Below are 26,376 nucleotides of genomic sequence, written 5' to 3'. Positions count from 1 at the left end.
GAATGACGTACGATCAGCAGATATTGAGTATTTTGACCAGTGTGGGTGAGCGTGGCATCAGCGTAATGCAGGTGTCAAAGCATGTCTATAACATGAACTTGAGTTTTTTCTATACGCCCGACTTGGATGAGATACGTGCTTATGTCCAGCAGTACTTGCTGAAGAATTCCAAGTCGCCACAGTCATTAATCGAATCCACTGGTCGTCGTGGGTATTACCGTTTGAATACCCAGAATAATTCCGACGCCCGTCAGTTGATGTTGGAATTTGGTAACTCCTTATAAACAGTTTCGTACAGTTTGAGTAGTTGTTCTGCAGTCTGTCGCCATGAGAACAGACTGGCTCTTTTCAAACCAATTTCCTTTTGTGCCTCATAGAATGCTTCATCATTTTCCAGACGTAGCATCTGTTCGGTTATCTCATCAGAGTTCTCTGGGTTGATGAGTATGGCTTCTTGACCACCAATTTCTGGCATCGATGAGGTGTTGGATGTGATGACTGGCGTGCCGCAGGCCATAGCTTCAAGCAGTGGTATGCCGAAACTCTCTCTGAGCGACGTATAGAGGAAGGCAAAAGCGCTATGATAGATATAAGGTAAGTCGCCGTTGACGATATAACCTGGCATCACGATATGCTCGCGGATGTTTTCTATATGGTTCCTTTCGATGATACCATCAAGATAGGTCTTGTCCAGATCTGCCATCAGCAGTTTTCGCTTCACAGTCGATTCCTTGAGGTATTTCGAATAGGCAATCAGCGTACGTTCGGTATTCTTCTTCGGGTCAGTATTCCCCAGGAAAAAGAAGTAACCTGGCTTTTCGATGTATGATTTATAGATGTCAGCTACATCTCTTAGCGGTTTAAACCATTCATTGTAACCATTATATATCATGGCCATCCTCTTTTCGGGGATGTTCAGTTTGCTAATAATATTCTGTTTCTCAAAGTTCGAAACTGTGATGATGCGATGACATCTCTGCAGTATCTTGGGCACAACGATGCGTCGGTACAGCCACCCCATATTCTGATAGAGCGACTTGTTATTCTTATCTCTTGGCTCTAAGAAGATGATATCATGCAGTGTCAGTACAAGCGGAATATCGCAGAATATGGGAGCCGTATTGCTGGTGCAATGCAGTATGTCCAATTGGTATTTCTTGGCCGCTCTAGGTAGAGTTATCTGTTCCCATACAGGATAGAAACTCTCGCCGATGACAATGATATGTACATTTTTTGTATCTTTCAGACATCTGTCCACGCCGGGGGCTACAAACACGAAATACTCGTTCGTGGTATCAATCTTCTGCAGTTCCTTGATTTCCTGTAGTACCACATAGTCCATGCCATGTTTGTTCCGGCGGAACACGCGTTGAGCTTCGATGCCTATTCTCATATCTGTTTGATTATTTTTGCTGGTACACCCGCTACAAGCGAGTGGGGTGGAACATCCTTGGTAATAACAGCCCCTGCTGCTACCACGCAGTGGGTGCCAATCTTTACACCTGGTAGAATCACAGCATTTGCTCCAATCCATACATCATCCTCTATAATGACGTTGTTGGTGCTAACTCCTTGTTCATCAATTCTTTTGCTTGTATTGCTGAAGTTATGGTTCAGGGCTGTTACTGTAATTCCTTGTGCCAGGTTTACATGGTTGCCTATCTTCACTGGACCTATGATTGTGTTGTGTAGTCCCACCCTTGTATGATTGCCGATGGTGACATCGCCAACCGCATTATTGATGCAGGCAAACGACTCCACGACCGAATAATCTCCTATTGAGAATTTTCGGTAGGGTGGTGTATCCATTCGGGCCGACCGATGAATCACAGAGTGTTTTCCTCGGTGTTGATAGAGTGGGGCCAATAGTCTGACGAACCAGCGTGGTCTTGTTTCCACCTGATTCATTATCACCCAGTCGATAAACTTCTTTAACTTCGGGCTATTTTTGAACTTTGCTCTTACGCTTTCGTTGTCCATCACTCTCTATCAGCGTTTTCCATTGTTCAACAATCACACTCACGTTGAACCGCTGGGCTATCATGATAGCCTCGTCCGATTTCGCCTGCCAGTCCATGCGGGTGGCTGCTTCAAGTTGATTAGCCAGATCATCTACATCACCATTCTTGAAGTACATGCCGAAATCGCCCAGAATCTCCTTGCTCGAAGGCAGGTCTGAAGAAATTACAGGCAATCCATGAGCCATTGCCTGTACCAGTACCAGTCCGAAATTCTTCCATCTCGAACTGGATACATATACACTGGCTTGTGTATAGTACATCTGAATGTTTTCTGTATATGGATGAATCTTTATTCGTTTGTTCAGATTGCGGCTTTCAATCATTTTGTTTAGCATATCCTTCTCAGGACCGTCGCCAACGATATCCAAGTACCAGTCTTGGTTCTGTTGGGCAAACTTATCGAATGCCTTAATCAGTAAATCGAATCCCTTGTGCATGGGGGTTAGTCGTCCTACTGCTAAGAAGCGCTTGTTTTTGCCTGTTGCAGGCGCCCCTGGTTTGATTGTCAGTGGGTTCGGAATTACAAAAGGCGAGAAACCGTAAGCTCGATAGTACATCTCCGAATCCTGCAGATACAGTAATACGGTTTCATCCAACTTCTGTAGCTGGCGTCCGTAATGGTACTTCAACTCCGTACCTAAGTAAGGCGAGCCCTCTCTCAAGAAGGCCTGAAACGAATTGTAAATCCAACCGATAGTCTTTACATGACCTAAATCTCTTTTGATGGTAGCCAGTCTCATGGAGAGGTATGAGTTGACTGCTATGATTGTGTCAAATTGTCCTTCCTTCAGAACTTTTACCACAGCCTCTCGTTTTTGTCTGGGGAATGAACTATGGGCATACAGGTCGGAAGTCATTGAAGTTTTGGGCAGGATGTTCTTGTAGAGATTGCTATAGATGTTGTATGAAAGGCTTTTCCATTTCCCTGGTTCTGGAAAATGCGTAAAGACAAATTTGATGGGATAGTCTTTTAAATTATACATGGCTAAGTTTTTTTGCTGGGGATCTTCGAAGCTTACGATGGTTACATCATAATATTTTGTCAATTCCTCAGCAATCACCGCGGTCACTCTCTGCATACCGCCCGATTTAAAAATACTATCTGCAATAAAACAAATTTTCTTCATACAAGTATAGGCATCCAATTATCGTTGACAAAAGTACAAATAATTTTGGATTTTTCCAAATTTTATGCTCTATTTCTCAAAAAATGATACTATTCTATCAGTTTTTTCCATTGCCTGATGATATTTTTAATATCAAATCGTTGGGCTATTTCCAATGCTTCCTTCGATTTTGATGCCCAGTCGATGTGAGTAGCATCCTCTAATCGCTGTGCCAAATTCTCGATATCTCCATTCTTGAAATAGAGTCCGAAGTCACCAAGAATCTCTTGGCTCACCGGAAGATCTGACGATACGATTGGTAGTCCATGCGACATAGCCTCGACTAATACCAAAGGCATGCCTTCCCATCTGGAACTCAATACATATACCTGCGCATTGCTATAATGGGTTTGAATATGGTTCGTAAAAGGATGGATGGTGACTCTGTCCTCCATTTGATATCGTGTGATCAACCCTTTAAATGCAGATTCTTCGGGGCCTTCACCCACTATATCTAATAGCCAGTCTTTATTCTTTTGGGCGAACAAATGGAAAGCCTCGATTAATATGTCGATGCCTTTATGCAGTGGCGTAAAACGTCCAATGGTCAGAAATCTCTTACTACAACCCTTAGATACTTCTCCCTGTATCAGTGTCAGTGGATTATAGATTACAATGGGATTTAGTTGTTTGTTTGATACTTGAAAACGCTTCGCATCGTCTTGGCAGAGTACTATCAGATGATTTAATTTCCTGAATTGTAACAGATAATGAGTCAGTCTTCGTGGACCAATGTGATAGCGGGAATTCTCACCAAATAGAGCTTCGAATGAATTGTGTAACCACCCAATCAGTTTTATATTTGGCAATTGCTCCTTGAGAGTTGCCAATCTGGCGGCAAGAGGAGCGTGTACGCCTATAATAATATCGTACTTGCCTTGTCGGAGTTCTGATAGCAAAGCATTTCGCAGTTCCGATGGATATGAACTATGGGCATACATGTCAGAGCACCATTTGCATGATGGCTGTAATTTCAGATATAGACCGCTGTATACTTTACATATATGCCTTTTCAGCTTACTGATTTCCGGATAGCTAAAGAATCGATAGGTTATATCCGCTTCCTTTAGACCATAAAGAGTCGTATCCAGCAGTTCTGGCTTGTCAAAGGTCACGATGCTCACATCATAATCCTTTGCCAATTCCTTGGCAATTACGGCTGTAACTCTTTGCACCCCGCCTATACTGAAAATGCTGTCAACTACAAAACAGATCTTTTTCATAGTAATACACGATTCAAAACTATTTTCATTTGTTCTCCCCACGAGAGATTCTTTATCGAATCTCTTATTTCTGCTGGTGACAGGCTCAAGCTCTTATAGAAATCAATGATACTATTAATTTCTATTGGAGTTTCATTCGCAGGAACTTTGAGCACATATGGCTTTTTATCAAAATCACTATCTGTTTCGGAATATACAAAAGGTATGCCTCTGGCTGCATATTCTCTATTTTTCAGTGTCTTGATCTTGTCGATTCCTACGCGATGTCTGCCAAGACTTCCTATACCAAAATCACATTTCTCAAATATCTGGTCGAGTTCTTCCCCATGTTTTTTTCCATAGAGAATAACATAATCCTCCATATGATTATCTGAGATAATCTTTTTGAATTCATTTTCTATTTCTGTTGAGAAAAAATAGCCTACAACATGAAATCTTACAATATACTCTTGTGGTTTAGAATAATAATAAGCTAATCCTTTTACAATCCTGTCAAATCCATGCCATTCGTGTATCTCAGCAACTCCAATGAGATTGAGTTCTTTTGAGGTGTCGTTGATGGTTGTCTTCATTTTGACACTATCAAAGTCTATTCCATTAGATATCTTGATGGTGTGCTGGCCGAATATTTTGTCATAGTCAGAGAATGTGACAATGGCGTCTAAATTCTTGGCAAGTTGATTCCTGAAAATCCTATCTTGAAAAATCTGTCGGCTTATACCTTGTGCTTCGTATTCTGTGTCATAAGGGTATGTCGGTATTTCCATGACCACTTTTGCACCATCTGCCTTCATCTTCTTAACCATGTTAATGGTGAACAGGTTGGCATTATGGTTAGAACGTATGTAAACCAGATCTATATGATGTTCTTTCACATAGTTGGAGATAGAAGAAAATTCTGTCCGTTTACGTATCTTGCTCAAAAAGCCCTTCCCATAATCAGCAATGACTTCTTGGTCAATGATCCTTCTTTTGATGTCCTTTTCATCCATATAACATAAATGAACCTCCATTCCACATTGAGCCAAGGCATCTACTTGATATGATATCTTTTTGCTGATACCATTGTTGGGGTCAAACCCATGAAATATTAAAAACAGGACCTTCTTCATGATCTATATTTGAAAACATCGGCTAAGTTAACTATTTTTTTATTAGTAGCCAAATTTATAGGCACTTTTTTGTGTTTTTCAGTTTAAATTTGTACTTTTGCATCCAAAAAGGAAAAAGGTTTTATATGAGAAACGATAAGTTTACCATAGTTTACTGTACCCCTGCATTGTATTCTGCCGGAGGAACAGAACGTGTCGTTTCTCTGAAAGCTAACTATTTTGCTGATGTTTTGGGGTATGATGTGACAATAATTGTTACAGAGGGTAAAAATGGCAATTCATTCTTTCCACTTTCGGATAGAGTTAAGGTTATCAATTTGGGCTTGAACTTCGAAGAAATATGGAATGTGCCATTTGTAAAGAAGATACTGCTTTATCTGAAGAAACAGAAAGCGTATAGGAAAATGCTGAGGAGAGAGCTGTTAAGGATTCGTCCTGACATCACAATAACAACTTTACGTAGGGAAATCAACTTTATCACCGATATTAACGATGGTAGTAAAAAGATTGGTGAACAGCATCTGAGTAGAAGTAATTACCGAGGTGTAGATAATCGTTACTCCAATTTTTTTGAGTTGTCATTTTTCAGGTGGTGGAAAGATAGAGTTGTTTCGAGTCTTATGCGATTGGATAAACTCGTGGTATTAACAGATGATGCTGTATCTGAGTGGCCTGAATTGACGAATATTCGAATGATTCCAGATCCTTTAGCTATTAGAGTCCGGAATTCCAGTTCTTTAACGTCTAAGCGTGTTATAACTGTTGGGCGCTACTCTTATGAAAAAGGGTATGACCTTCTGTTGAGAATATGGTCGATTGTTGAAAAAAAATGTAGTGATTGGCAGCTCGATGTCTTTGCTATGGGGGATCCGACTCCATACGTAAAATTGATGGACGAACTATCGATTGATAAGAAACGTTGTCATCTCAATAGTAGTATTGTTGATGTTGAAACCGAATATCTGAAAAGTTCAATTCTGGTTCAGCCATCGAGGACCGAAGGCTTTGGCTTGGTCATTGTTGAGGCTATGGCATGTGGTTTGCCTGTCATTTCTTTTGATTGTGAGAATGGCCCCCGTTCGATCATTTCCGATGGCGAAAATGGATTCCTGATTCCACCATTCGATGTCGAAACGTATGCAGAGTCGTTGTTGCGATTGATTAGTGATGAAAACTTACGTCAAAAGATGGGCGAGAATGGAAAGCAAATGTCTATGCGATATGATATAGACACTGTTGGGAAACAATGGCAGCAATTATTTGAAGAATTGATGCAAAATGATGGGGTATGATGTAACGATAGGTATTCCAGTTTACAAGTCTGCTGATTTTGTCCGCAGGTCTTTGGAATCTGCACTTGCTCAAACATATCCGTCTATAGAGATCCTGGTAGTAGATGATGCTGGTGGCGATGGTTCTTTGGAAATTATTCAACAGATTAGGTGTACACACCCAAGAGGAAATGACATACATTTGATATGTCATCAAGAGAATCAAGGTGTTTCTGCCTCTCGAAATCAAATCATCGACCATGCCAAAGGCTGTTTCCTGTATTTCATGGATTCTGATGATGTCATAGCAGAGAAGACGATTGAACTATTGATGTCTCAGGTACGTTCGTATGATGCCGAAATGGTCTTCGGTTCTTATGAGAAGGTAGAATTGTCAGGTCATAAGAAACTTTATCAGTATCCTGACGTTCATTTTACTCATAAAGATGAGTTGGCTGCCTTTGCTTATCGCAAATATGCTGGAATCCAGGCTTCTGCATGTAATTATCTGATAAAGATAGACATTCTTCGTGAAAATCATCTGCGTTTTATTGAAACAGACTATTGGGAAGATATGGTATTCACTTTCGATCTGGTAACCTATATTTCACGTGCAGTTATGTTGTCTGATATCACATATAGTTACATCTGTAGGCCTCATTCACTTTCTCATTATCAGTATCGCGAAACCATATCGAAGCATGAAGTATGGCAGAATGTCCGAGCTGTCGACTATCTCAAAAGAACATCTACTCGTTTAGTAGACAAAGTGTACTTTCCTAATAGGTGTTGTAATATTGTTATGACAGATTTCTACATAGCCTGCAATATTCTTAAACGTAGGAAAGCTATTGCTCCATATGTCGAGGATTGGGAAATCAAGTCTTTGATGAAACATCCAGCAAGTTTTCGTCAAGTCTGTAAATTCCGTCAGTCTCATGCTAAGAATACTATATTGTTCGTTTTATCTAAATTGCCTGTTTTTTGGTGCGTCCGTGTTATCTGGTGTGTTGGAAAACTGAAAAAGTTGATATAAAATTTGGTTGTTTGTCAGAAAATGCTTATCTTCGCCAACAAATATAGATATGAAGCTTATGTCCAATTGGTACGATAAATATCTGAGCATTTATGGGAAACCGTTTAGTGAGGTTCCTCATGACATCATTGAAGGCACTCGTCAACGTTTGGCGGCCTTGCAGAGTGATCACCCTATTGCTTCGATTGTTGTTATAGGTTATAATGAAGAAACTCATTTGCAGGCTTGTTTGTGGGCTATCAGTGAGATAAAATGTAAATATCCCGTTGAGATTATCGGTGTTGATAACGACTCTAAAGACCGTACCGCAGAGATATACGAAAAATCAGGTATTCCTTATTATACCGAATACCAACACTCGTGTGGTTATGCTCGTCGATGTGGATTACAGCATTCACGAGGAAAGTATTACTTCGATGTAGATAGTGATACGCTTTATCCGCCAATGTATTATGAGTTGATGCTCGACCAGCTGATGAAACCAGGAGTTGTTGCCGTTTCTGCTACTTGGAGCTATTTTCCCGATGCGAATCATAGTAAATTGGGACTGAAACTATTCGAAATGTGCCGTGACCTGTTTCTTTGGGTACAGCATTTTAAACGTCCGGAGTTGAGTGTCCGTGGATTGGTCTTTGCCTATAATGCTGACTATGGTCGCCAGGAAGAATATAGAGTGGATATTATCCGTGGTGAAGACGGATCGATGGCTTTGTCATTAAAGAAATACGGAAAGATCAAGTTCGTTCGCGATAGTCGTTGCCGTGCGATAACGGGCTATGGCACCATTGGCAATCAATCCATGTGGCAGAGTTTCGTACAGCATGTAAAGATCCAGAGTAAAGGAATTACCCGAATCTTTTTCAAGAAAGATCATTATGAGGATAGTGACGATAATCTCGTAAAACCAAAGACATCGCGATGAGACTATTGTACGTTACTGATGCATTGGCAATCTATGGAGGTATAGAGCGGGTGTTAACTCAAAAGGTTAATTGGTTGGCAGAACACGGCTATGAAGTGTGCGTGTTGACAGTTAATCAAGGTAAAGAGCCTCTTTGTTTTCCGTTGCATTCAAGTGTGCAGTATGATGATTTGAATATTCTTTTCTATCAGCAGTATCGTTTTGTGGGATGGAACCGATGGCTAAAGAAACATCAGCTGAATTGTTTGTTTCGTCATCGGCTATCCGAAAGAATTAAAGTGTTCTCACCGGATATTATTATTTGTACCTCTTTGGAGTATGTGTATAGTTTATTGTTAGTTAAAGGACTTATTCCACTGGTGTTCGAGTCACATTCTTCATGCTTATGTGAGTCTTTTGAGCACGATGGTATCTGTCGTAGACTTTACATGAGGTATATGAAACACTTCGTTAAACAGACAGCTATGGTGGTGGCTCTTACTGAAGGTGATGCTGCCGAATGGCGTAAGTATTCGTCTCATGTTTGTGTTATACCTAATGTGGTTTCTCTGAATCCGAGTAATGTAATAAGTGATTGTTCTGCAAAATCTGCTATATTTGTAGGACGTTTTTCTGGCCAAAAGGATATTGGTAGTCTGTTACGTATTTGGTCTGTTGTACATGAACAATATCCTGACTGGAAACTACATATTTATGGTGGATACGGAGTTGAGAAAGTCAAAAGAATAACAGAAATAAATAGTAGTGGAACAAATATCGTTGTTCATGAACCATCTGCGGAAATAATAGAACGTTATAAGGAGAATTCTATTTTCCTGTTGACATCCAAATACGAACCGTTTGGATTGGTTCTTCCAGAAGCGATGAGCTGCGGTTTGCCTGTTGTGGCATTTGATTGCCCTTATGGACCTGCTGATATTATTACAGATGGGGTAGATGGTTTTTTGGTGAAAGGGCGAGACTGTAGGTCTTTTGCAGAAAAAGTCTGTATGTTGATTGACGATATGGCATTGCGTAAGAAAATGGGAGAATCTGGGGCACAATCAGCCCGTCGTTTTGATACTTCTGTTATTATGCCAGTGTGGGATAGTTTGTTTAAAAAGATATTGAATCATGATAGATACTCGTAGTAATGATAGAATGAATAATCCACTTGTTACGATTGGTATACCTGTGTATAATGTGGAACCGTATGTTGAAAAGTGTTTGTGTTCAGTTCTGAATCAGACCTATACGAACTTAGAAATCCTGATTGTTGATGATTTAGGTACTGATAATTCCATGGGTATTGTTGCTGATTATGCAAAATCCCATCCCCAAGGAGACCGTATTCGTATTATTCGTCATCCTCAGAATATTGGTATTGGTGGAGCAAGAAATACAATTATTGATCAAGCTCAAGGAAAATATCTGTATTTTATTGATTCCGACGACTTTATTGAATTGGATGCGATAGAAACTCTGCTAGATGTTGCTGAAGAAAATCGAACAGATGCAGTTTTCGCTTCATGTAGGCGTGTTGATTACGAATCCTTAAAAGAATTACCTACATTTACATATACAAAAAGAGAGTCTTTTTTTGATAAAGATGCCTTTGCGAATTATGTCTGTCAAGATCTTCGTTGGCATGTAGGAATTAACGTGTGGAATATTTTGTTTAGGCTTGATTTTCTTAGGAAAGGCAACTTCCGCTTTTCTGCGAGGAAGGACGAGGATGCCGTGTTCCTCTCTGATTTCTATTCAGAGATAGAGCGTGCAGTGATATTACCTGTTGTCACATACAATTATGTGAGTCGTCCTGGATCTATCATGGGTAATATGGCTAGAACACATATCCCAACCAAAGAAATTCGGGAGCGTTTCCGAGCTGATGCTGTGATGACTGATCATTGCGCTCGATTGAGAGGGCGTACTTTCTATGACGTTCATTGCGCCAGGGTTATCAAACATAAATTCCGTGCAGTGTGTGTAGCTTTGCGCCATCGCAAACGTTTTACGGAGCCATTGTCTGACAAAGAAATACGGGAAGAGCTAAGGCATCCCGCAACATTTCACGAGATTCTTCGTTTTAAACGATATAGAGGATTCCATATATTGTTTTTCTCGATTAGTAAGTTGCCACCATCAATCTCAGTTTTCTCTTGCTATGTGGTGGGGAAACTTATGAGATGGATTTAAGCCGTCTGTTTATAATTCGAACGATGATTTCTGGGGGAATTTCTGATCAAAAATACGTTTGAGTTCTTGACTTACCCATTCATAATCATCTTCTGTGCATAATGGTGTGTCATTCAAACAGATGGACTTACTTTTGCAGCCCAATAAAGCCTGTTCAATAGCTTTTAAACTATTCTTTTTTACCATAAAGTAGAGCCCATCACGTTTGGTAGGATAGAATCGGTTAGTGGCGAATTGCCAATAGCGGAATAGATATTGATTAGCACTTACGTCTTCGCGAAATCTTGTACAACTGGCAAACAAGAAATCAGTGTTCTTTTCCCAAACTTCTTCTATGCTTGATTTCAGGTATGCCTGCTCAAGATGATAGTTGGAGAATCCTGTGAACAGTCTCTGTTTAGAAAGCAAAGCACTTGTAATAAGCCCTTTCAATCCGAGATGCGGTCCAAACCATCGTTTGGGCGACTGCTTGACGACTTGCCATCTGTTAAAGTTACTATTCAAGATGCCGATATCTGTTAGCATGGTGATATTAATGCCAAACTTATCTTCCTTTGTGTAGATGGGTACATTCAGATAGGTCTCCTTATTCCTGTCGCAAGGTAAACCCTTCTTGAAGAAATAATCTTGTTCAACAGGAGCGTTGAGCATCATGTCGTCGTTAAAGAATACGAAATGTTCTGATAGTCCTTTGATGCGATGTATAAACAATTCGATGGTGTATGCATTAAAAGTTGGGAGATATTCTTCTGGTATGTAGTCGCTGTGCTTTACCAAAACTAATTTGGGGTTATTCGCATTAATCCATGTGGGGAACTTGCCGTTTGTCACCAGATATACCTTATTTACCCATGGCGCATACGTTTCCACGGCTCGGAACCAATAGTTAAAAACATTCGTGTCTCTAAAGCGAGCCCATTCAATGTGCCCTTTTGTCCCAGTTTTATACTTAGCATACGATTGTTGCCATGCCGGGTCGTTAGAATCTAACCATAATACAACGAAATCAATTTTGTGTTCCATATACTTGATGTTAGTTACTTCCCCATTTTAAGTGCTTAATTACCATCATCAGGATTATATATAGATGAGGCCATGTCCTGAATAGGTATGTGTGAGTTTTCTGTATGATTCCATGGCTGAATTTTAAACTCGGGCATGTTTGTTTCAATTCTTTCAGAACGGCTACTCTGTCAGAATTCTTTTTAAAGACATAGCACAGCTTTTGTAACAGACTCTTATATGACATGAAAACCTTATCCTTAAGGATGTATGAGAGCTGAGGGGGGATATTTTTCATGTCTTTTAATGCCCATGATAGGGTGATGGCCATGCAATAATCTTTGGCTTTTTTCCTGCTGAAATTTCCTGGGAATGAAGTGGAGTCATACCTTATTCGGTATATATTCAATCTCCATGATGTTTTTAGGCATAGGCCGGCTTTTAGATAACATTCATGGGTAAAAGGTATATCTTGTGAAGCAATTCCCGGATAAAATTCAAGATGATTGTCTAATAAGAAATCTCTTCTAAAAAGAATCCTCCAGACGTATGCCATATAAGGTAAATAAAAATCGATGTACATTTGCTGCCCTGTACTTTCCTCAAATATAGGTTCTGCTATTTGCTTTACAGGGTTTTCTTTTATTTTTTCTATCTCCTCAGAGCTCATGCTTACATAGTCAGCAGTTACCATGTCTGCTTTTGTCTCCAGGGCTTTCTTTAAGAGCGGGCTTAAACTGTTCTCTATTAGCAAGTCGTCCGAATCAGGCATCAATATGTATTCTCCTTTGGCTATGGCAATACCATTGTTGCGGGCAACAGATAAACTGAGATTATCTTGGTTGATAACAATGATGTTGTTATGTTCTTCGATAATATCTTGAATGACTTCCATACTCTGGTCTTTCGAACCATCATTGACGATTATAACTTCATAGTCATTCTCGTTTAATCCTTGCTTGAATATGCTTTCAATACAAGGTCGGATATACTTTTCTACATTGTATACCGGCACAATTATAGAAAGTTTAGTCATAGGCTAATAGTATTTCGTTATTTTTTGCAAAAATAACAAAATAATTGGAAATTACCAAACAAAATCGAAGTTTTTTAGTGTGGAGTGTGAAAAATGCTGGTTATTACATCTCAAATGATGATTTTTGTGGGAATTTCTGATCTAAAATACGTTTCAGCTCTTGACTCGCCCAGTCATAATCACTTTCCGTGCAGAGTGGTGTGTCATTTAAACAAATGGATTTACTTTGGCAGCCCAATAAAGCTTGTTCAATATCTTTTATACGATCTTTTTTTACCATAAAGTATAGGCCATCACGTTTGGTGGGATAAAAACGGTTGGAGGCAAGCTGCCAGTATCGGAATAGGTATTGATTAACGTTTGTGTCTTCGCGGAATCTTGTACAACTGGTATACAATATATCACTGTTCTTCTCCCAGACTTCTTCTAAGGTTGATTTTAGGAATGCTTGCTCAAGATGATAGTTGGAGAATCCTGTGAAGAGCCTCTGCTTAGCTAATAAAATACTCATGACAAGTCCTTTTAAGCCAATATGTGGTCCAAGCCATCGTTTGGGCGACTGCTTGACGACTTGCCATCTGTTAAAGTTGCTGTTCAAGACACCGATATCTGTCAGCATGGTGATATTAATGCCAAACTTATCTTCCTTGGTGTAGATGGGTACATTCAGATAGGTCTCCTTATTCCTGTCACAAGGTAATCCTTTCTTGAAGAAATAATCTTGTTCAACAGGAGCGTTGAGTATTATGTCGTCGTTAAAGAATACGAAATGTTCTGATAGTCCCTTGATGCGATGTATGAACAATTCGATGGTGTTTGCATTAAAAGTTGGAAGATATTCTTCTGGTATGTAGTCGCTGTGCTTTACCAAAACTAATTTGGGGTTATTCGCATTAATCCATGTGGGAAACTTGCCGTTTGTTACCAGATATACCTTATTTACCCATGGCGCATACTTTTCCACGGCTCGGAACCAATAATTAAAAACATTCGTATCTCTAAAGCGAGCCCATTCAATGTGCCCTTTTGTCCCAGTTTTATACTTAGCATATGATTGTTGCCATGCCGGGTCGTTAGAATCTAACCATAAAACGACAAAGTCTATTTTTTGTTGCATACTATTCTTATGATTAAGTGGTTCCATCTCATTTGTTTCTCCACTGTCGAATTAAAATTTGCTGCAAAAGTAATACTTTTTTGTGAAATTAGCAAATAATGGAAGTGTTTTTTCCAAAAAGAACAGGCCACTTATCTTTGTTGTTGATGATGATGGGTAATTATAGGGAATAAGGGTGATTATGCGGCTTTTGATTGCATTGAGCGATTTTGCTATGTAGTTAATGGCAAATACTGAGATGGTATTACTAAAAAATGTAATAGAGTTTGAAAAATATAACAACCTGCATTTGGATTAATAGTTTTTTCTTAACACTTTTGTATTCTATTCTTCCCGAGCATAAATGGAAAATTGTTCTTGAAGAATATTATTATGGGGTATTCTAATGCAACAAAAAAAAGTGCTATGAGAATAGCTGTTATAAGAGGATAAACAATTTCTCTTTGAATACCAAATAACATTGAAATACCATAGTTGGTGGCTCCAATAAACATTCTGTGTAACCCCATAATAACAATGGTGCCTATTGAAATATTGTCAATAGCTGTAAAATGGACCTTGTTCAGAAGCTTGCAAAGACTTAGTATTCCCCAAATTGCAGATAAACAGATTAACCAATAAAGTATGCCATATTCAACAATGGAAGTACCATTTCTAAAAATAGAAAAAAAATAGATGCTACTAATGATTCCTAACAGGCATATGAAAATATCTTTCTTCTGATAATCTGTGTAGATATAATTTTTCTGTTTACAATAGAAACCAAGGTAAAAAAAAGCACAGCATTTTGTAAATCCTACAAAAGGTAAATCTGTAACAAAACGATATGCCTCGTTAACTATATAAAAACATGTGGTACATATTGATAATAGTATAATGAATAATCCTCCTTTTTTGTATTTGTTGCATATTGCGAGGATAATTTTCATAATCAGTAGAGATACAATAAACCATGTAACTCCATTTAGTGACTCATAATAAGCTGTTTTATGTTGTAGCATAAAAGTACCAATTATCGGTTTAATATAGTCATACCATCCTGCATAGGGATAATCTATAGAATGCCTAACTACCCAATATGGATAAAAGATAATATTGTAGCAAAAATATGGAATAATAAGAGTGTTCCAATATTTTTTCAGAGTAATTTTACTAAAAAACTCTTCTTTTGTTAAAAATCCCGAGATGAAAAAGAATAGGGGCATATGAAAAACTACGATGTAATTTTGTAGAAAATTTCCTTTTTCTATTGGCGTGTGTCCAAATACTACCAAGGTAATTGCTAGGGCTTTTGCCCAATCAATCCAAATTAACCTGTTTGTAATTATAATCGTATTTCCCATATAGAATATTTTTCTGCAAAAATAATATTATTTTCTTAGTAATCCAAATTTTAAGTACTATTTCTTTCCTAAAAGGGATGGCAACCTTTCTTGGGTGCAAATGATGAATGGTAATAATGTTAGTTCTATTATTATAACTAAGGCAATGTTTTGGTACCAGTTATAAGTGATATTTGAGATATCCGTACTATTCTCTAAGGTGTAATCGATTATGCCAATCATCATACGATGGAGGCCGAAGATCAGCATGGTTCCTATAGATATGAGGGTGATTATGTGGCTTTTGACTGCGTTGAGCGATTTTGCCAGGTATATAAAGGCAAATACAGAGATGGTATTTACAATATAGAATAATATAATATGTATGATAAATCTGTCTTCATGGATGTGCCAGTAGAAGAGAATGAGGCTCAATAATAGGGTAGATGTGCCGATTGTTAAATCCTTTCGGAGATTGAATCGTTTCAGCTGATGCCAATGTTGCAAGAGATTTCCCAGGAAGAAGAAACATAGACAGCGGATTAATCCGTGGTAGGTGATGTATGGGGCATAGTGGTAGAATTTGTTGGCGCCGTAGAGCATCATGGATGTGATGGTGAGAATAAGCATTATTGACTTGCTATGCTTGTGTTTGTTGGTCATGTCTGTTAGGATGTGCATGATGAATAGAGCGATTAAAAACCATGTTACGCCGTTTAGCTCGCATGAGAAACTGCTGTTTAGCTGTCCCAGTATTGTGCCGACGATAGGCCTAAATGCGTCGATAATAGTTATACTGCCGTGTTCTATGTAGAATTTGGTAAGCCAATAGGGATAGTAGATGGCATTATATATTATATAAGGTAAAAGGAGTGAGTATCCGTATTTCTTGGCAGACTCCTTAATAGTTAGATTCTGCTTTTTTAGATAACCTGATACAAAGAAGAATGTAGAGAGAATGACTGATGCGAGATACTGTAGATAGAAGGTGTCTTCTTGCTGGGGTAGGTGGCAGAATACCACTACCGTCATGCAGAAAGCTTTCGCCCAGTCTATCCAGTTTATTCGCTCTTTCATACTGCAAAATTACAGAAAAAAGCTGGAATACGCAATAGTTCCAACTTTTTTCTGTACTTTTGCAAGTGAAATGGCTGCACAGAGAATAGAATACATCGATGCGATGCGGGGATTGACAATGATTCTCGTGGTGTTTGCTCATGTGTGTCATTTCTGTTTTGGTGACTCGCGGATGGGCTATAATACTGTGTTTATCCTCTTCCGATTGCCTTGTTTCTTTATGATTAGTGGCTGGTTGTTTGAGTCCGTGGCGCAGCGGTCGTTCAAAGAAGTTACTAGACATAAGGCGATGGTGCAGTTGGTGCCAACTTTTATTTTCTTGTTTCTTTTGGCGCCTCCACCAGAATTCTTTCATCGGTTAGGATCGCTTAAAGGAGGGTATTGGTTTACCTTCGCATTGTTTGAATATTTTGTGCTCTATATGCTGATGATTCGCATCAGTAGGAAATGGACACCCCTGATGGCTGTGTCACTGGCTATCGCTACTTTTATCTATGCGCGCTATTACAATAGTCTTCGTATGGTAGCTGATGGTTATCAATTGTGGCTGATGGATGCTTCGGGGTTCTTGAGTATAACCACATGGCGTTTGTTCTTGTTTTTTTATTTAGGTACTTGTGTCAGACGCCATTTCGAGGCCTTTATCCGTTGGACGGATAAACCTGTTGTAATCATACTCGTAACGGTTATCTTTGCCTTAGTAGCTTCTACTTCGCATCATGATTATCTGGTATTCGAGATGTTCAGGTTTTATGTGGGTGGCATCACTGGTATGGTTATGGTGTTTACATTCTTCCGACTCTCTGCTTCGTGGCTCAAGCGTTGCCATATCTCCAGGCCATTGCAGTATATTGGAACGCGAACGCTCGATGTTTATCTATTACACTATTTCTTCCTGCCGCGATTCCTGATGGCTAATGCTGATACCCTGAAGGCATATGAGAACCAGCTTGTTGAGTTTGTTGTGATTTTTGCTGTATCAATAGGCGTTCTGGCACTCAGCTTGATTGCCAGCTATGTAATCAGGTTGAGCCCAGTCCTGGGGCATTATCTGTTTGGAGTCAAATACACGAAGCAGTCTTAAGCGATGTTATGCCAGGTATAATGCCATAGTTTATGACACCCGTCCTTGAATGATAAACTTTTACCCATGATGTGTTTCATCAGGAATTGTCCTTCTTCTTCCAAAGGCTCGATTGGCAAGCACTTGGGGTCAAGATTAAACACTTCCTTCATCAGCCACATGATGCCACGTGCGAAACGGGTAAGTCCCAGTTCTTGTATTTCTCCCTCAACGCTTGTCTGAGAGAACTGGAATAACCTGCTGTCACCTCTGGCATAACGGAGCACGAAAAACAGATCCATCAGGTTTCTCATCAGCAGACGTTTTTCAAGAAACAGATTATACAGATGAACCAACTGGATGATGATAGTCATAGAATGTGAGGGTACAGTTAATTCACCGGCTTTACGGTACATCAGGTCGTTATTCTGTAGTATCCACTTGTCAAGTCGGTTATTGCGCTGCGTTGATTTTCCGGCACGCAGTTCTGTGAAGATGCGTACCTGCATGTCTGGCCATTGGCTCAGATCAATCTGGTTCTTGTAGCCAAACACATACAGATCGATGCCCTTGGTGAACCGAAGCATCTGTAGCTCACGGTCATAAAATCTTACAAGTCCAGGACCTGTCAGGAGTGATGAACGCAGATGGTGAGTTTGTAACTCTTCCTGAAGCTTGATAAGCTTACGACTACCACCGCGATTCTGCTCTTTGATTCCTTCTGCCTCTGCCATCCAGTCGAGCGAGAGTTCCTGTGGTGCTACCAGTCCGTAATCAAACAGTTTGGTCAGTCCATGATAACAGATACCAACAACTGCCTGGCGTTTAGCCAGATTGTATAACTTCTGCCATTCATGAGGGGCAGGAAATCTGCTTAAGCAATCCAACTGGCCGATAGAAACCTGCATGAACTCGAAAAATAGCTTGCTCACCATGATAACAGATATTTGGATTTTAATAGAACTAATGTCATACCTAATGATAATACTGATGAAGCGATACATCCCAGTAGGGCATATACCATCACAGCGAAAGCGTTGATAGGCGAGAAACCACCCAGTAGCATACCGCAGAACAATAGTGGAATGGCGGCTAATGCCAGAACCGAAAGATTGGCAATCGTGGGAGAAAGGATTGCCAGAAGACTGGTACGCATAAATGGTATCATGGCTTTCCATGGCGTTGCTCCGTTGCCTATCATAAAGTCAAATTGAGCACGGTCGCGCTTAAATGTGGCGTCGAAGGCGCTGAGACCTCTTACTAACATGGATGCAGAATGTCCTAACAACACAGCAATTACTGGCACAAACCAACGAGCAGTGATGGGGCCGATTGGTAATACGGCTATCAGTAACCATAACCCGATAATGAGGACGCCACCAAAAAGTCCTGCACTGGCAGGTAGTAGATGGTGGTTGACGGGCATTTTGCATTTTCTGGTTACAAGCCATCCTGCCCATATTGACATGATGAGGAACCATCCCATCGATAACCAGATGTTGTCCACTTTGTACACGCCCCAAATCAGAATGGCAAATAGCAGTAACTGCGCCAATCCTCGTATAAGAGCGATAGCCAAGGGTTTAATGGATTTCTGGTCCAAGAGATAGAGTGCTCCAAAAGGCAAAGCCAATAATAATAGGGCCAGGAATGTATGAAGAATCAATGCTGTAGTCATAACTGGAACTGGTTTAAATCAATCACACGATGAGCGTTTGCTATGAGTTGAGGATGCCGACTGGCTATGAGCACACACTTACCTTGTGTGGTTTGTTGCTGGAGTAACTCAAGCATCTGAGGAGCCAATTCGGGAGAGAGATGTGATGCAGGTTCATCAGCAACCACAATGGATTTGTTGGTGGCTTCATGGATGGTTTTGCTGGCCAGTTGGAATATCTCTTCGGGCGACAGAGGCTGTGTCTTTGGTATTTCTGTAGCTGACGGCAGTTGACTGTTCCATACAAGATATTCATCGGGTTCAGCTGGCTGCGCCTCGGGCTGGTAGAGTTGATGGCGCAGTAGGTGGATGTCCTGTGGCAGATAGCACATCATACGGCGGAAGGATGGTGCCGACTGGACAGTTAATAGCTCGCCATCCACACTGACAAAACCTTCTGTGATAGGCAGGAATCCCATGAGTGTACGCAGAAAAGTTGACTTGCCTGAGCCTACTGCTCCGGTGATACAAGTCAGTCTCCCGTCGTCTGCAATAAAGGATAGGTTTTTTACCAAAACCTTCCCCGATACGGATATTGTAGCGTCTTTAACCTCTAACATAGCAAATTGTTAGTGCAAAAATACAAAAAATTCTTATCATGCCATCAGTTATTACTCATTTTTTTGTAACTTTGCGCCAAAATTATGAGCATAGAAAAGAAAATCGACGCAAAAAGGTGGCGACTGCCCGCTGAATGGGAGCCACAATCGATGGTGCAGCTGACCTGGCCGCACGAGAAAACTGACTGGGCACCCATGCTTGACGAAATCACCAAGACTTATGAGGAAATGGCTGCCGCCATTCGTCAATATGAGGAATTGCTGGTAGTGGGCGAACCCAATAACGATACATGGGCTCGCGATCATGGTTTTATCACGTTGGTTGATGACGAAGGTGGAGCCCGATTGCTTGACTATTGTTTCAATGGTTGGGGCGAGAAATTCGAGGCGGCACTGGATAATGCGATCAATCGTCGTATCTATGATGAGGGTAAGGTCAAAGGCGACTATGTGGATTGTCTGGACTTTGTTCTCGAGGGTGGTTCTATCGAGAGCGATGGTGAAGGCACCATCTTTACCACATCCGGTTGTTTGTTAGCACCTCATCGTAATCAGCCAATGACAAAAGATGAGATTGAAGCACGTTTGAAGCACGACCTTTGTGCCGAGCGTGTTCTCTGGATAGATTACGGTCATCTGACGGGCGATGATACCGATGGACATATCGATACATTGGTCCGTATTGCTCCTAATCATACCTTATTATATATAGGTTGTGATGATGAGTCTGATGAACAGTATGACGACTTGAAGAAAATGGAGGAACAACTCCTGACCTTCCGTACCATGGCGGGAGAACCTTATCACTTGGTAAAACTGCCGATGCCTCGTGCTATCTATGATGAGGATGGTGAGCGACTACCTGCTACCTATGCGAATTATTTAGTTATGAATGGCGCTGTATTGGTGCCCACTTATAATCAGCCCGATCTCGATGCCGAAGCAATGCGTATAATTGGTGAGGCACACAAGGGTAGGACGGTTGTCGGAATCGACTGTAGAAGTGTTATCAAGCAGCATGGCTCGCTTCATTGCTGCACCATGCAATATCCTCTTATAGTGAAGAATGAATAGTGAATAGCATATGAAGGAGTTAAGAGTAGGTTTTTTACAGCAGCATAATACTGCTAACACGAAGGACAACATCCTGAGGTTGGGTGAGGGTATCACCGATTTGGCAAAACGTGGTGCGCAACTCATTGTTCTACAGGAGTTGCATAATACACTTTACTTCTGTCAGACGGAAGATGTCGATCTGTTCAATCTGGCCGAGACGATTCCTGGTCCATCCACCAAGTTTTATTCCGAATTGGCCAAGACATTAGGTGTGGTTATCGTAGCTTCTTTGTTCGAGAAGCGTGCACCAGGTCTGTATCACAATACCGCAGTGGTCATTGAGAGCAATGGCGAGATTGTTGGCAAATACCGTAAGATGCATATCCCCGATGATCCAGCATATTATGAGAAATTCTATTTCACCCCAGGTGATATGGGATTCCATCCTATCCAGACATCGGTAGGAAAATTGGGCGTGTTGGTATGCTGGGATCAGTGGTATCCCGAGGCTGCCCGTCTGATGGCGATGCAAGGTGCCGAGATGTTGATCTATCCAACAGCTATCGGCTATGCTGATAATGATACGCCTGAAGAACAGGAACGCCAGCGTATGGCATGGCAGACGGTGATGCGTGGTCACGCCGTAGCCAATGGACTGCCTGTAGTGGCTGTCAATCGTGTCGGTTTTGAGTCTGATCCTTCAGGTCAGACAGGTGGTATCCAGTTCTGGGGAACCTCGTTCGTAGCTGGTCCTCAGGGTGAGATTCTCTACGAAGCTTCGACTGATGATGAGGAGAGTATCATTGTAGAGTTGGATATGGACCGTTCGGAACAGGTGCGTCGTTGGTGGCCGTTCTTGCGCGATCGTCGTATCGATGCCTATAGCGATATCACCAAGCGCTTTATCGATTAAAGGTAAGAAAGTAAAAAGGTAAAAAGATAATTAATATAAGACTATGTCAAATCAACTTAGATTCCAGGTTGTAGAAGAGGCCTTTAAGAAGAAGGCTGTCGAGGTGAAAACGCCATCAGAGCGTCCCTCAGAGTATTTCGGCAAATATGTGTTTACCCGCGAGAAGATGTATAAATATCTGCCTATCGACGTTTATAACAAACTGATAGACGTAATTGATAATGGCGCTCGTCTGGATCGCTCTATTGCTGATGCAGTAGCTGAAGGTATGAAAAAGTGGGCCCAGGAGATGGGTGCTACGCATTATACGCACTGGTTCCAGCCTTTGACAGAGGGAACAGCCGAGAAGCACGATGCTTTTGTAGAGCATGATGGCAAGGGTGGTATGGTGGAGACTTTCAGTGGAAAACTGCTGGTTCAGCAGGAGCCTGATGCCTCCAGCTTCCCTAACGGTGGTATCCGTAACACCTTCGAAGCACGCGGCTATTCGGCTTGGGATCCTACATCGCCAGTGTTCATCATCGACGATACACTCTGTATTCCTACCATCTTCATTGCTTATACGGGTGAAGCTCTCGACTACAAAGCACCACTGCTTCGTTCGCTTCATGCACTCGATAAGGCGGCAACCGATGTCTGTCAGTACTTCTACGATGATGTGAAGAAGGTACAGGTCAACCTGGGTTGGGAACAGGAGTATTTCCTGGTTGACGAGGGCTTGTATTCAGCTCGTCCCGACTTGGTGATGACTGGTCGCACCCTGATGGGGCACGAGAGTGCCAAGAACCAGCAGATGGATGACCATTATTTCGGTACGATTCCTGATCGTGTGCAGGCCTTCATGAAGGATTTGGAAATTCAGGCTTTGGAGCTGGCCATTCCTTGTAAGACACGTCATAACGAGGTAGCTCCCAACCAGTTTGAGTTGGCACCAATCTTCGAGGAATGCAATTTGGCTGTCGATCATAATATGCTGCTCATGTCACTGATGAAGCGTGTGGCTCGTAATCATGGTTTCCGTGTGTTGCTCCACGAAAAACCTTTCGATGGCATCAATGGTAGCGGTAAGCATAACAACTGGAGTCTGACTGCCGACAACGGAGTGCTACTCCATGCACCAGGTAAGAGTCCTGAGGAGAACCTGCGTTTCGTCACCTTCATTGTTGAGACCTTGATGGCTGTCTATAAGCATAACGGATTGTTGAAGGCTTCGATTGTCAGTGCCACCAATGCGCATCGCTTAGGTGGTAACGAGGCACCTCCTGCTATCATCAGTTCGTTCTTGGGCAAGCAGCTCACCGAGTTGCTCGATCATATCGAATTGTCGGATAAGGACGACCTCTTTAATATCAAGGGTAAGCAGGGTATGGAGATTGATATCCCTCAGATTCCTGATCTGATTATCGATAATACGGACCGTAACCGTACATCGCCATTTGCATTCACCGGAAACCGCTTTGAATTCCGTGCACCAGGCTCTTCAGCCAACTGTGCATCGGCTATGATTGCGCTTAACTCTGCTGTGACCGAGGCGTTGCAGAACTTTAAGCTTCGTGTGGATAAGCGCATCGCCAAGGGTGAGAGCAAGCTGTCTGCCATTATTGACATCCTGCGTGAGGATATCAAGACCAGCAAGCCTATCCGTTTTGATGGTAATGGCTATAGCGATGAGTGGGTGGCCGAGGCAGCCAAGCGTGGACTGGATGTCGAGAAGTCAACACCAAAGATTATCGAGCATTATCTTGATAAGGAAAGCGTAAAAATGTTCGAGTCGACCAAGGTGATGAACCGTAAGGAGTTAGAGGCTCGTAACGAGGTGAAGTGGGAGACTTATGTGAAGACAGTTCAGATTGAGGCTCGTGTGATGGGCGACCTGTCGATGAATCATATCATCCCTGTCAGCACACACTATCAGAGTCAGCTCATCAAGAATGTGCAGGGCATGAAGGATGTCTTTGCAAAGGCTGAGGCTGAGCGTTTGTCTGCCCGTAATATGAAGTTGATTAAAGAGATAGCCGAGCGTACTGAGCGTATCGAACAGCTGGTCGATGACCTGACTGAGGCCCGTCGTGTGGCTAATCGTATCTATAATATCCACGAGCGTGCCATGTGCTATCATGATACTGTTTGTCCGAAGATGGATGCTATCCGTTATGAGATCGACCATCTGGAGATGATTGTGGAGGACGGTCTTTGGTCATTGCCAAAGTATCGTGAGTTGTTGTTTATCAGATAAATTTTTTGCACAAAAATGAAAAAACTCTTAACTATACTGGCGCTCTTGGTTGCTTTCATAGCGGCCAAGGCCCAGATAATGGACCCAGTTCACTTCACCACGCAGTTGAAAGACTTGAAGAATGGTGAGGCTGAGTTGGTATTCAAGGCTACGATTGATGCTGGTTGGCATGTCTATTCCACTGGGTTGGGAAGTGATGGACCAATTTCTGCTTCGTTCCACAAGAATAAAATGGAAGGTGCCGAACCTGTCGGCAAACTGCAGGCCCGTGGAAAAGAGCTGAAGCAGTTTGATAAGCTCTTCGAGATGGAGGTGCGCTACTTTGAACAGGCTGTAACCTTCGTACAGAAGATTAAGTTCACCAAACCCAAGTACGATATTGATTGCTATGTGGAGTATGGAGCTTGCAATGATCAGGCTTGTCTGCCACCATCCGAAGCTGTGCTCAAAGTGAGCGGAAACAGTGCTGTGGCTGAGACAACCGAGGAAAAGGAGGTTGCTGATACGGCGAAGATAGCCCCCCCCGTCGATACAGCTGCTGTCGATACCGCGGTTGTTGCAAATGATCTTTGGACGCCAGTTGTTTCAGAGCTGCAGGCGTTTAACGGCGATACAGCTCCTACTGAAAGCATGGCTTGGTGGCTGATATTCATCGAAGGCTTGTTAGGCGGATTCTTGGCGCTGTTCACACCTTGTGTCTGGCCCATCATCCCTATGACCGTATCCTTCTTCTTGAAGCGTAATAAGGATCGTGCCAAAGCGATTCGTGAGGCTACCACATACGGTCTGAGTATCGTGGTCATCTATGTTCTGTTAGGCTTGGCGGTTACGCTGCTCTTTGGCGCCAGTGCACTCAATGCCTTGGCTACCAATGCAGTATTCAATATCTTCTTCTGTCTGTTGCTGGTCGTGTTTGCTGCTTCGTTCTTAGGTGCATTCGAAATCACATTACCTTCAGCGTGGCAGAATAAGGTGGATGCCAAATCCGAGAGCACCACTGGCTTGTTGAGCATCTTCCTGATGGCATTTACCTTATCACTGGTATCTTTCTCATGTACTGGTCCGATTATCGGTTTCCTGTTGGTGGCTGTTTCTACGCAGGGTAGTATTGTGGCACCAACCATCGGTATGTTGGGATTCGCTATCGCACTGGCCATTCCGTTCACGCTCTTTGCCATGTTCCCATCATTATTGAAGTCGGCACCTAAGTCGGGTGGCTGGATGAATGCCATCAAGGTGACTTTGGGCTTCATCGAGTTGGCTTTTGCGTTGAAGTTCTTGAGTGTGGCCGATCTGGCATATGGCTGGCATATCCTCGATCGTGAGGTGTTCCTGGCGTTGTGGATTGTCATCTTCGGTCTGTTAGGTGCCTACTTGTTAGGCTGGCTTAAGTTCCCGCACGATGACGATCAGCATCGTACCAATGTGCCGCAGTTCTTCCTGGCCATGGCGTCGTTGGCCTTTGCCATCTATATGATTCCTGGTTTATGGGGTGCACCGCTGAAGGCTATTTCTGCTTTTGCACCGCCGATGAGTACGCAGGATTTTAATTTGCAGAAGACGGTAACCGAGGCAAAATACAAGGATTACGAACAGGGTATGGCTGCTGCTAAGGCTGAGCACAAACCTGTGATCATCGACTTTACTGGTTTTGGTTGTGTGAACTGTCGCAAGATGGAGGCGGCTGTATGGAGTGATCCTCAGGTGTCGGATATCCTGAATAACAAGTATATCTTGATCTCGCTGTATGTGGATGATAAGACACCATTGGACGAACCTGTCCAAGTGGAGGAGAATGGACAGCAGCGTACACTACGTACCGTGGGTGACAAGTGGAGTTACCTGCAACGTGTGAAGTTCGGCGCCAATGCCCAGCCGTTCTACGTGCTCTTAAACGAAGAAGGCCACCCGCTTGCGGGCAGCCGTTCTTACGATGAGGATATTCAAGGTTATATAGAATTCCTGAATAAAGGTCTGAAATAGAAAATCCCCGCCGATTTGGAGGGCACTGAAAAAGTCCTATTAGGCACTTTTTAACAATTACAGTCTGCACATAGTCAGTAAAACATTTGGCTATGTGCAGATTTTTTTGTACCTTTACAGCATAAAAGAGAGTGCTTATGCTGTCGCAACAACAAGAGTTAGTATTGAGTGAGTATAGTGCCTTGTACGACATAGTTGTCCCACAAGACAATCTTCTGAGACGTATCAACGGGCTCGTTGATTTTTCTTTTGTCTATCAAGAGTTGTTAGACAAATACTGTCCAGACAATGGTCGTATGGCAGAGTCTCCTATCCGCATGTTCAAGTACCTGCTCCTTAAGGTCATCTATGATATCTCCGACGTG

General features: G+C 41.9%; 24 protein-coding genes and 1 pseudogene. 12 read left to right on the top strand and 13 right to left on the bottom strand.

Features of this window, described 5'->3' with window-relative positions:
* Nucleotides 1-2 precede the first annotated feature (2 nt).
* Nucleotides 3-284 carry a hypothetical protein gene (locus tag T491_RS16410; protein WP_051523133.1) on the top strand — a complete coding sequence of 94 codons (282 nt, stop codon included), beginning with the start codon at nt 3-5 and terminating at the stop codon, nt 282-284.
* Here T491_RS16410 and T491_RS0111375 read toward each other — a convergent pair.
* The 5 genes from T491_RS0111375 to T491_RS0111355 all read right to left on the bottom strand — a co-directional run bounded on the left by T491_RS0111375 (nt 251) and on the right by T491_RS0111355 (nt 5,522).
* A complete protein-coding gene (locus tag T491_RS0111375; protein ID WP_028903999.1) occupies nt 251-1,393 on the bottom strand; it encodes a glycosyltransferase family 1 protein in 1,143 nt (380 codons plus the stop codon). The two genes, T491_RS16410 and T491_RS0111375, sit on opposite strands and share 34 nt — an antisense overlap.
* Nucleotides 1,390-1,980, bottom strand: coding sequence for a DapH/DapD/GlmU-related protein (locus T491_RS0111370; protein WP_028903998.1), 591 nt, complete (start codon nt 1,978-1,980; stop codon nt 1,390-1,392). The genes T491_RS0111375 and T491_RS0111370 overlap by 4 nt, the downstream gene beginning before the upstream one ends.
* A complete protein-coding gene (locus T491_RS16405; protein WP_197018864.1) occupies nt 1,943-3,100 on the bottom strand; it encodes a glycosyltransferase in 1,158 nt (385 codons plus the stop codon). The genes T491_RS0111370 and T491_RS16405 overlap by 38 nt, the downstream gene beginning before the upstream one ends.
* A gap of 137 nt (nt 3,101-3,237) precedes the next feature.
* Nucleotides 3,238-4,410: a glycosyltransferase gene (locus T491_RS0111360; RefSeq protein WP_028903997.1), complete on the bottom strand. Its 1,173-nt coding sequence runs from the start codon at nt 4,408-4,410 to the stop codon at nt 3,238-3,240.
* Nucleotides 4,407-5,522 carry a glycosyl transferase gene (locus T491_RS0111355; protein WP_036916005.1) on the bottom strand — a complete coding sequence of 372 codons (1,116 nt, stop codon included), beginning with the start codon at nt 5,520-5,522 and terminating at the stop codon, nt 4,407-4,409. The genes T491_RS0111360 and T491_RS0111355 overlap by 4 nt, the downstream gene beginning before the upstream one ends.
* Before the next feature lie 125 nt (nt 5,523-5,647).
* Here T491_RS0111355 and T491_RS0111350 point away from each other — a divergent pair, with 125 nt between their 5' ends.
* The 5 genes from T491_RS0111350 to T491_RS17165 are packed head-to-tail and all read left to right on the top strand — an operon-like array spanning nt 5,648 to nt 10,929.
* The gene (locus tag T491_RS0111350) at nt 5,648-6,814 is read left to right on the top strand and encodes a glycosyltransferase family 4 protein (RefSeq protein ID WP_028903995.1); all 1,167 of its coding nucleotides are present in this window, start codon (nt 5,648-5,650) and stop codon (nt 6,812-6,814) included.
* Nucleotides 6,801-7,829: a glycosyltransferase family 2 protein gene (locus T491_RS0111345; RefSeq protein WP_081773357.1), complete on the top strand. Its 1,029-nt coding sequence runs from the start codon at nt 6,801-6,803 to the stop codon at nt 7,827-7,829. Before T491_RS0111350 ends, T491_RS0111345 begins: the two co-directional genes overlap by 14 nt.
* A 58-nt stretch (nt 7,830-7,887) precedes the next feature.
* Nucleotides 7,888-8,751, top strand: coding sequence for a glycosyltransferase family A protein (locus T491_RS0111340; protein ID WP_028903993.1), 864 nt, complete (start codon nt 7,888-7,890; stop codon nt 8,749-8,751).
* A complete protein-coding gene (locus T491_RS0111335) occupies nt 8,748-9,881 on the top strand; it encodes a glycosyltransferase (RefSeq protein WP_028903992.1) in 1,134 nt (377 codons plus the stop codon). The genes T491_RS0111340 and T491_RS0111335 overlap by 4 nt, the downstream gene beginning before the upstream one ends.
* A gap of 10 nt (nt 9,882-9,891) precedes the next feature.
* Nucleotides 9,892-10,929 (top strand): glycosyltransferase family 2 protein, encoded by a 1,038-nt coding sequence (locus T491_RS17165; RefSeq protein ID WP_197018863.1) that lies wholly within the window; start codon nt 9,892-9,894, stop codon nt 10,927-10,929.
* Nucleotides 10,930-10,938: 9 nt separating this feature from the next.
* Here T491_RS17165 and T491_RS0111325 read toward each other — a convergent pair whose 3' ends face one another.
* From T491_RS0111325 to T491_RS0111305, 5 genes are all read right to left on the bottom strand, one after another.
* The gene (locus T491_RS0111325; protein WP_033148493.1) at nt 10,939-11,952 is read right to left on the bottom strand and encodes a Stealth CR1 domain-containing protein; all 1,014 of its coding nucleotides are present in this window, start codon (nt 11,950-11,952) and stop codon (nt 10,939-10,941) included.
* A 10-nt stretch (nt 11,953-11,962) separates the two neighbouring features.
* The gene (locus tag T491_RS17160) at nt 11,963-12,967 is read right to left on the bottom strand and encodes a glycosyltransferase (RefSeq protein ID WP_051523130.1); all 1,005 of its coding nucleotides are present in this window, start codon (nt 12,965-12,967) and stop codon (nt 11,963-11,965) included.
* 103 nt (nt 12,968-13,070) lie between these two features.
* Nucleotides 13,071-14,084: a Stealth CR1 domain-containing protein gene (locus tag T491_RS0111315; protein ID WP_028903990.1), complete on the bottom strand. Its 1,014-nt coding sequence runs from the start codon at nt 14,082-14,084 to the stop codon at nt 13,071-13,073.
* Nucleotides 14,085-14,392: 308 nt separating this feature from the next.
* Entirely contained in the window at nt 14,393-15,427 is a 1,035-nt protein-coding gene (locus T491_RS0111310; RefSeq protein WP_028903989.1) for an acyltransferase family protein, read from the bottom strand.
* 57 nt (nt 15,428-15,484) lie between these two features.
* Nucleotides 15,485-16,483 carry an acyltransferase gene (locus T491_RS0111305; protein WP_028903988.1) on the bottom strand — a complete coding sequence of 333 codons (999 nt, stop codon included), beginning with the start codon at nt 16,481-16,483 and terminating at the stop codon, nt 15,485-15,487.
* 70 nt (nt 16,484-16,553) lie between these two features.
* Between T491_RS0111305 and T491_RS0111300 the strand changes: the two genes are divergently transcribed.
* A complete protein-coding gene (locus T491_RS0111300) occupies nt 16,554-17,567 on the top strand; it encodes an acyltransferase family protein (RefSeq protein WP_028903987.1) in 1,014 nt (337 codons plus the stop codon).
* Here T491_RS0111300 and T491_RS0111295 read toward each other — a convergent pair.
* The 3 genes from T491_RS0111295 to T491_RS17155 are packed head-to-tail and all read right to left on the bottom strand — an operon-like array spanning nt 17,564 to nt 19,823.
* The gene (locus T491_RS0111295) at nt 17,564-18,481 is read right to left on the bottom strand and encodes a nucleotidyltransferase family protein (protein ID WP_028903986.1); all 918 of its coding nucleotides are present in this window, start codon (nt 18,479-18,481) and stop codon (nt 17,564-17,566) included. The two genes, T491_RS0111300 and T491_RS0111295, sit on opposite strands and share 4 nt — an antisense overlap.
* The gene (locus T491_RS0111290) at nt 18,475-19,224 is read right to left on the bottom strand and encodes an ABC transporter permease (protein ID WP_028903985.1); all 750 of its coding nucleotides are present in this window, start codon (nt 19,222-19,224) and stop codon (nt 18,475-18,477) included. Before T491_RS0111290 ends, T491_RS0111295 begins: the two co-directional genes overlap by 7 nt.
* On the bottom strand, nt 19,221-19,823 hold the full coding sequence (locus T491_RS17155) for an ATP-binding cassette domain-containing protein (RefSeq protein ID WP_081773354.1): 603 nt from the start codon (nt 19,821-19,823) through the stop codon (nt 19,221-19,223). The genes T491_RS0111290 and T491_RS17155 overlap by 4 nt, the downstream gene beginning before the upstream one ends.
* An 84-nt stretch (nt 19,824-19,907) precedes the next feature.
* On the opposite strand from T491_RS17155, the gene T491_RS0111280 reads away from it, so the two are divergent.
* The 5 genes and pseudogenes from T491_RS0111280 to T491_RS0111260 form a co-directional block, all read left to right on the top strand.
* Complete coding sequence (locus T491_RS0111280; RefSeq protein ID WP_028903983.1) at nt 19,908-20,897, top strand: agmatine deiminase family protein; 990 nt, start codon at nt 19,908-19,910, stop codon at nt 20,895-20,897.
* Nucleotides 20,898-20,907: 10 nt separating this feature from the next.
* The gene (locus T491_RS0111275; RefSeq protein WP_028903982.1) at nt 20,908-21,792 is read left to right on the top strand and encodes a carbon-nitrogen hydrolase; all 885 of its coding nucleotides are present in this window, start codon (nt 20,908-20,910) and stop codon (nt 21,790-21,792) included.
* A gap of 43 nt (nt 21,793-21,835) precedes the next feature.
* A complete protein-coding gene (locus T491_RS0111270; RefSeq protein ID WP_028903981.1) occupies nt 21,836-24,028 on the top strand; it encodes a glutamine synthetase III in 2,193 nt (730 codons plus the stop codon).
* Nucleotides 24,029-24,043: 15 nt separating this feature from the next.
* On the top strand, nt 24,044-26,011 hold the full coding sequence (locus tag T491_RS0111265) for a protein-disulfide reductase DsbD (protein WP_028903980.1): 1,968 nt from the start codon (nt 24,044-24,046) through the stop codon (nt 26,009-26,011).
* 137 nt (nt 26,012-26,148) lie between these two features.
* A pseudogene (locus tag T491_RS0111260) lies at nt 26,149-26,376 on the top strand (IS5/IS1182 family transposase); the annotation flags it as partial.

Origin of the sequence: Prevotella sp. P6B4 (assembly GCF_000619985.1) — a bacterium.
Classification (GTDB): Bacteria; Bacteroidota; Bacteroidia; order Bacteroidales; family Bacteroidaceae; genus Prevotella.
Note: the sequence above shows the minus strand (reverse complement) of the source record. Positions and strands in the feature narration are given on the sequence as shown.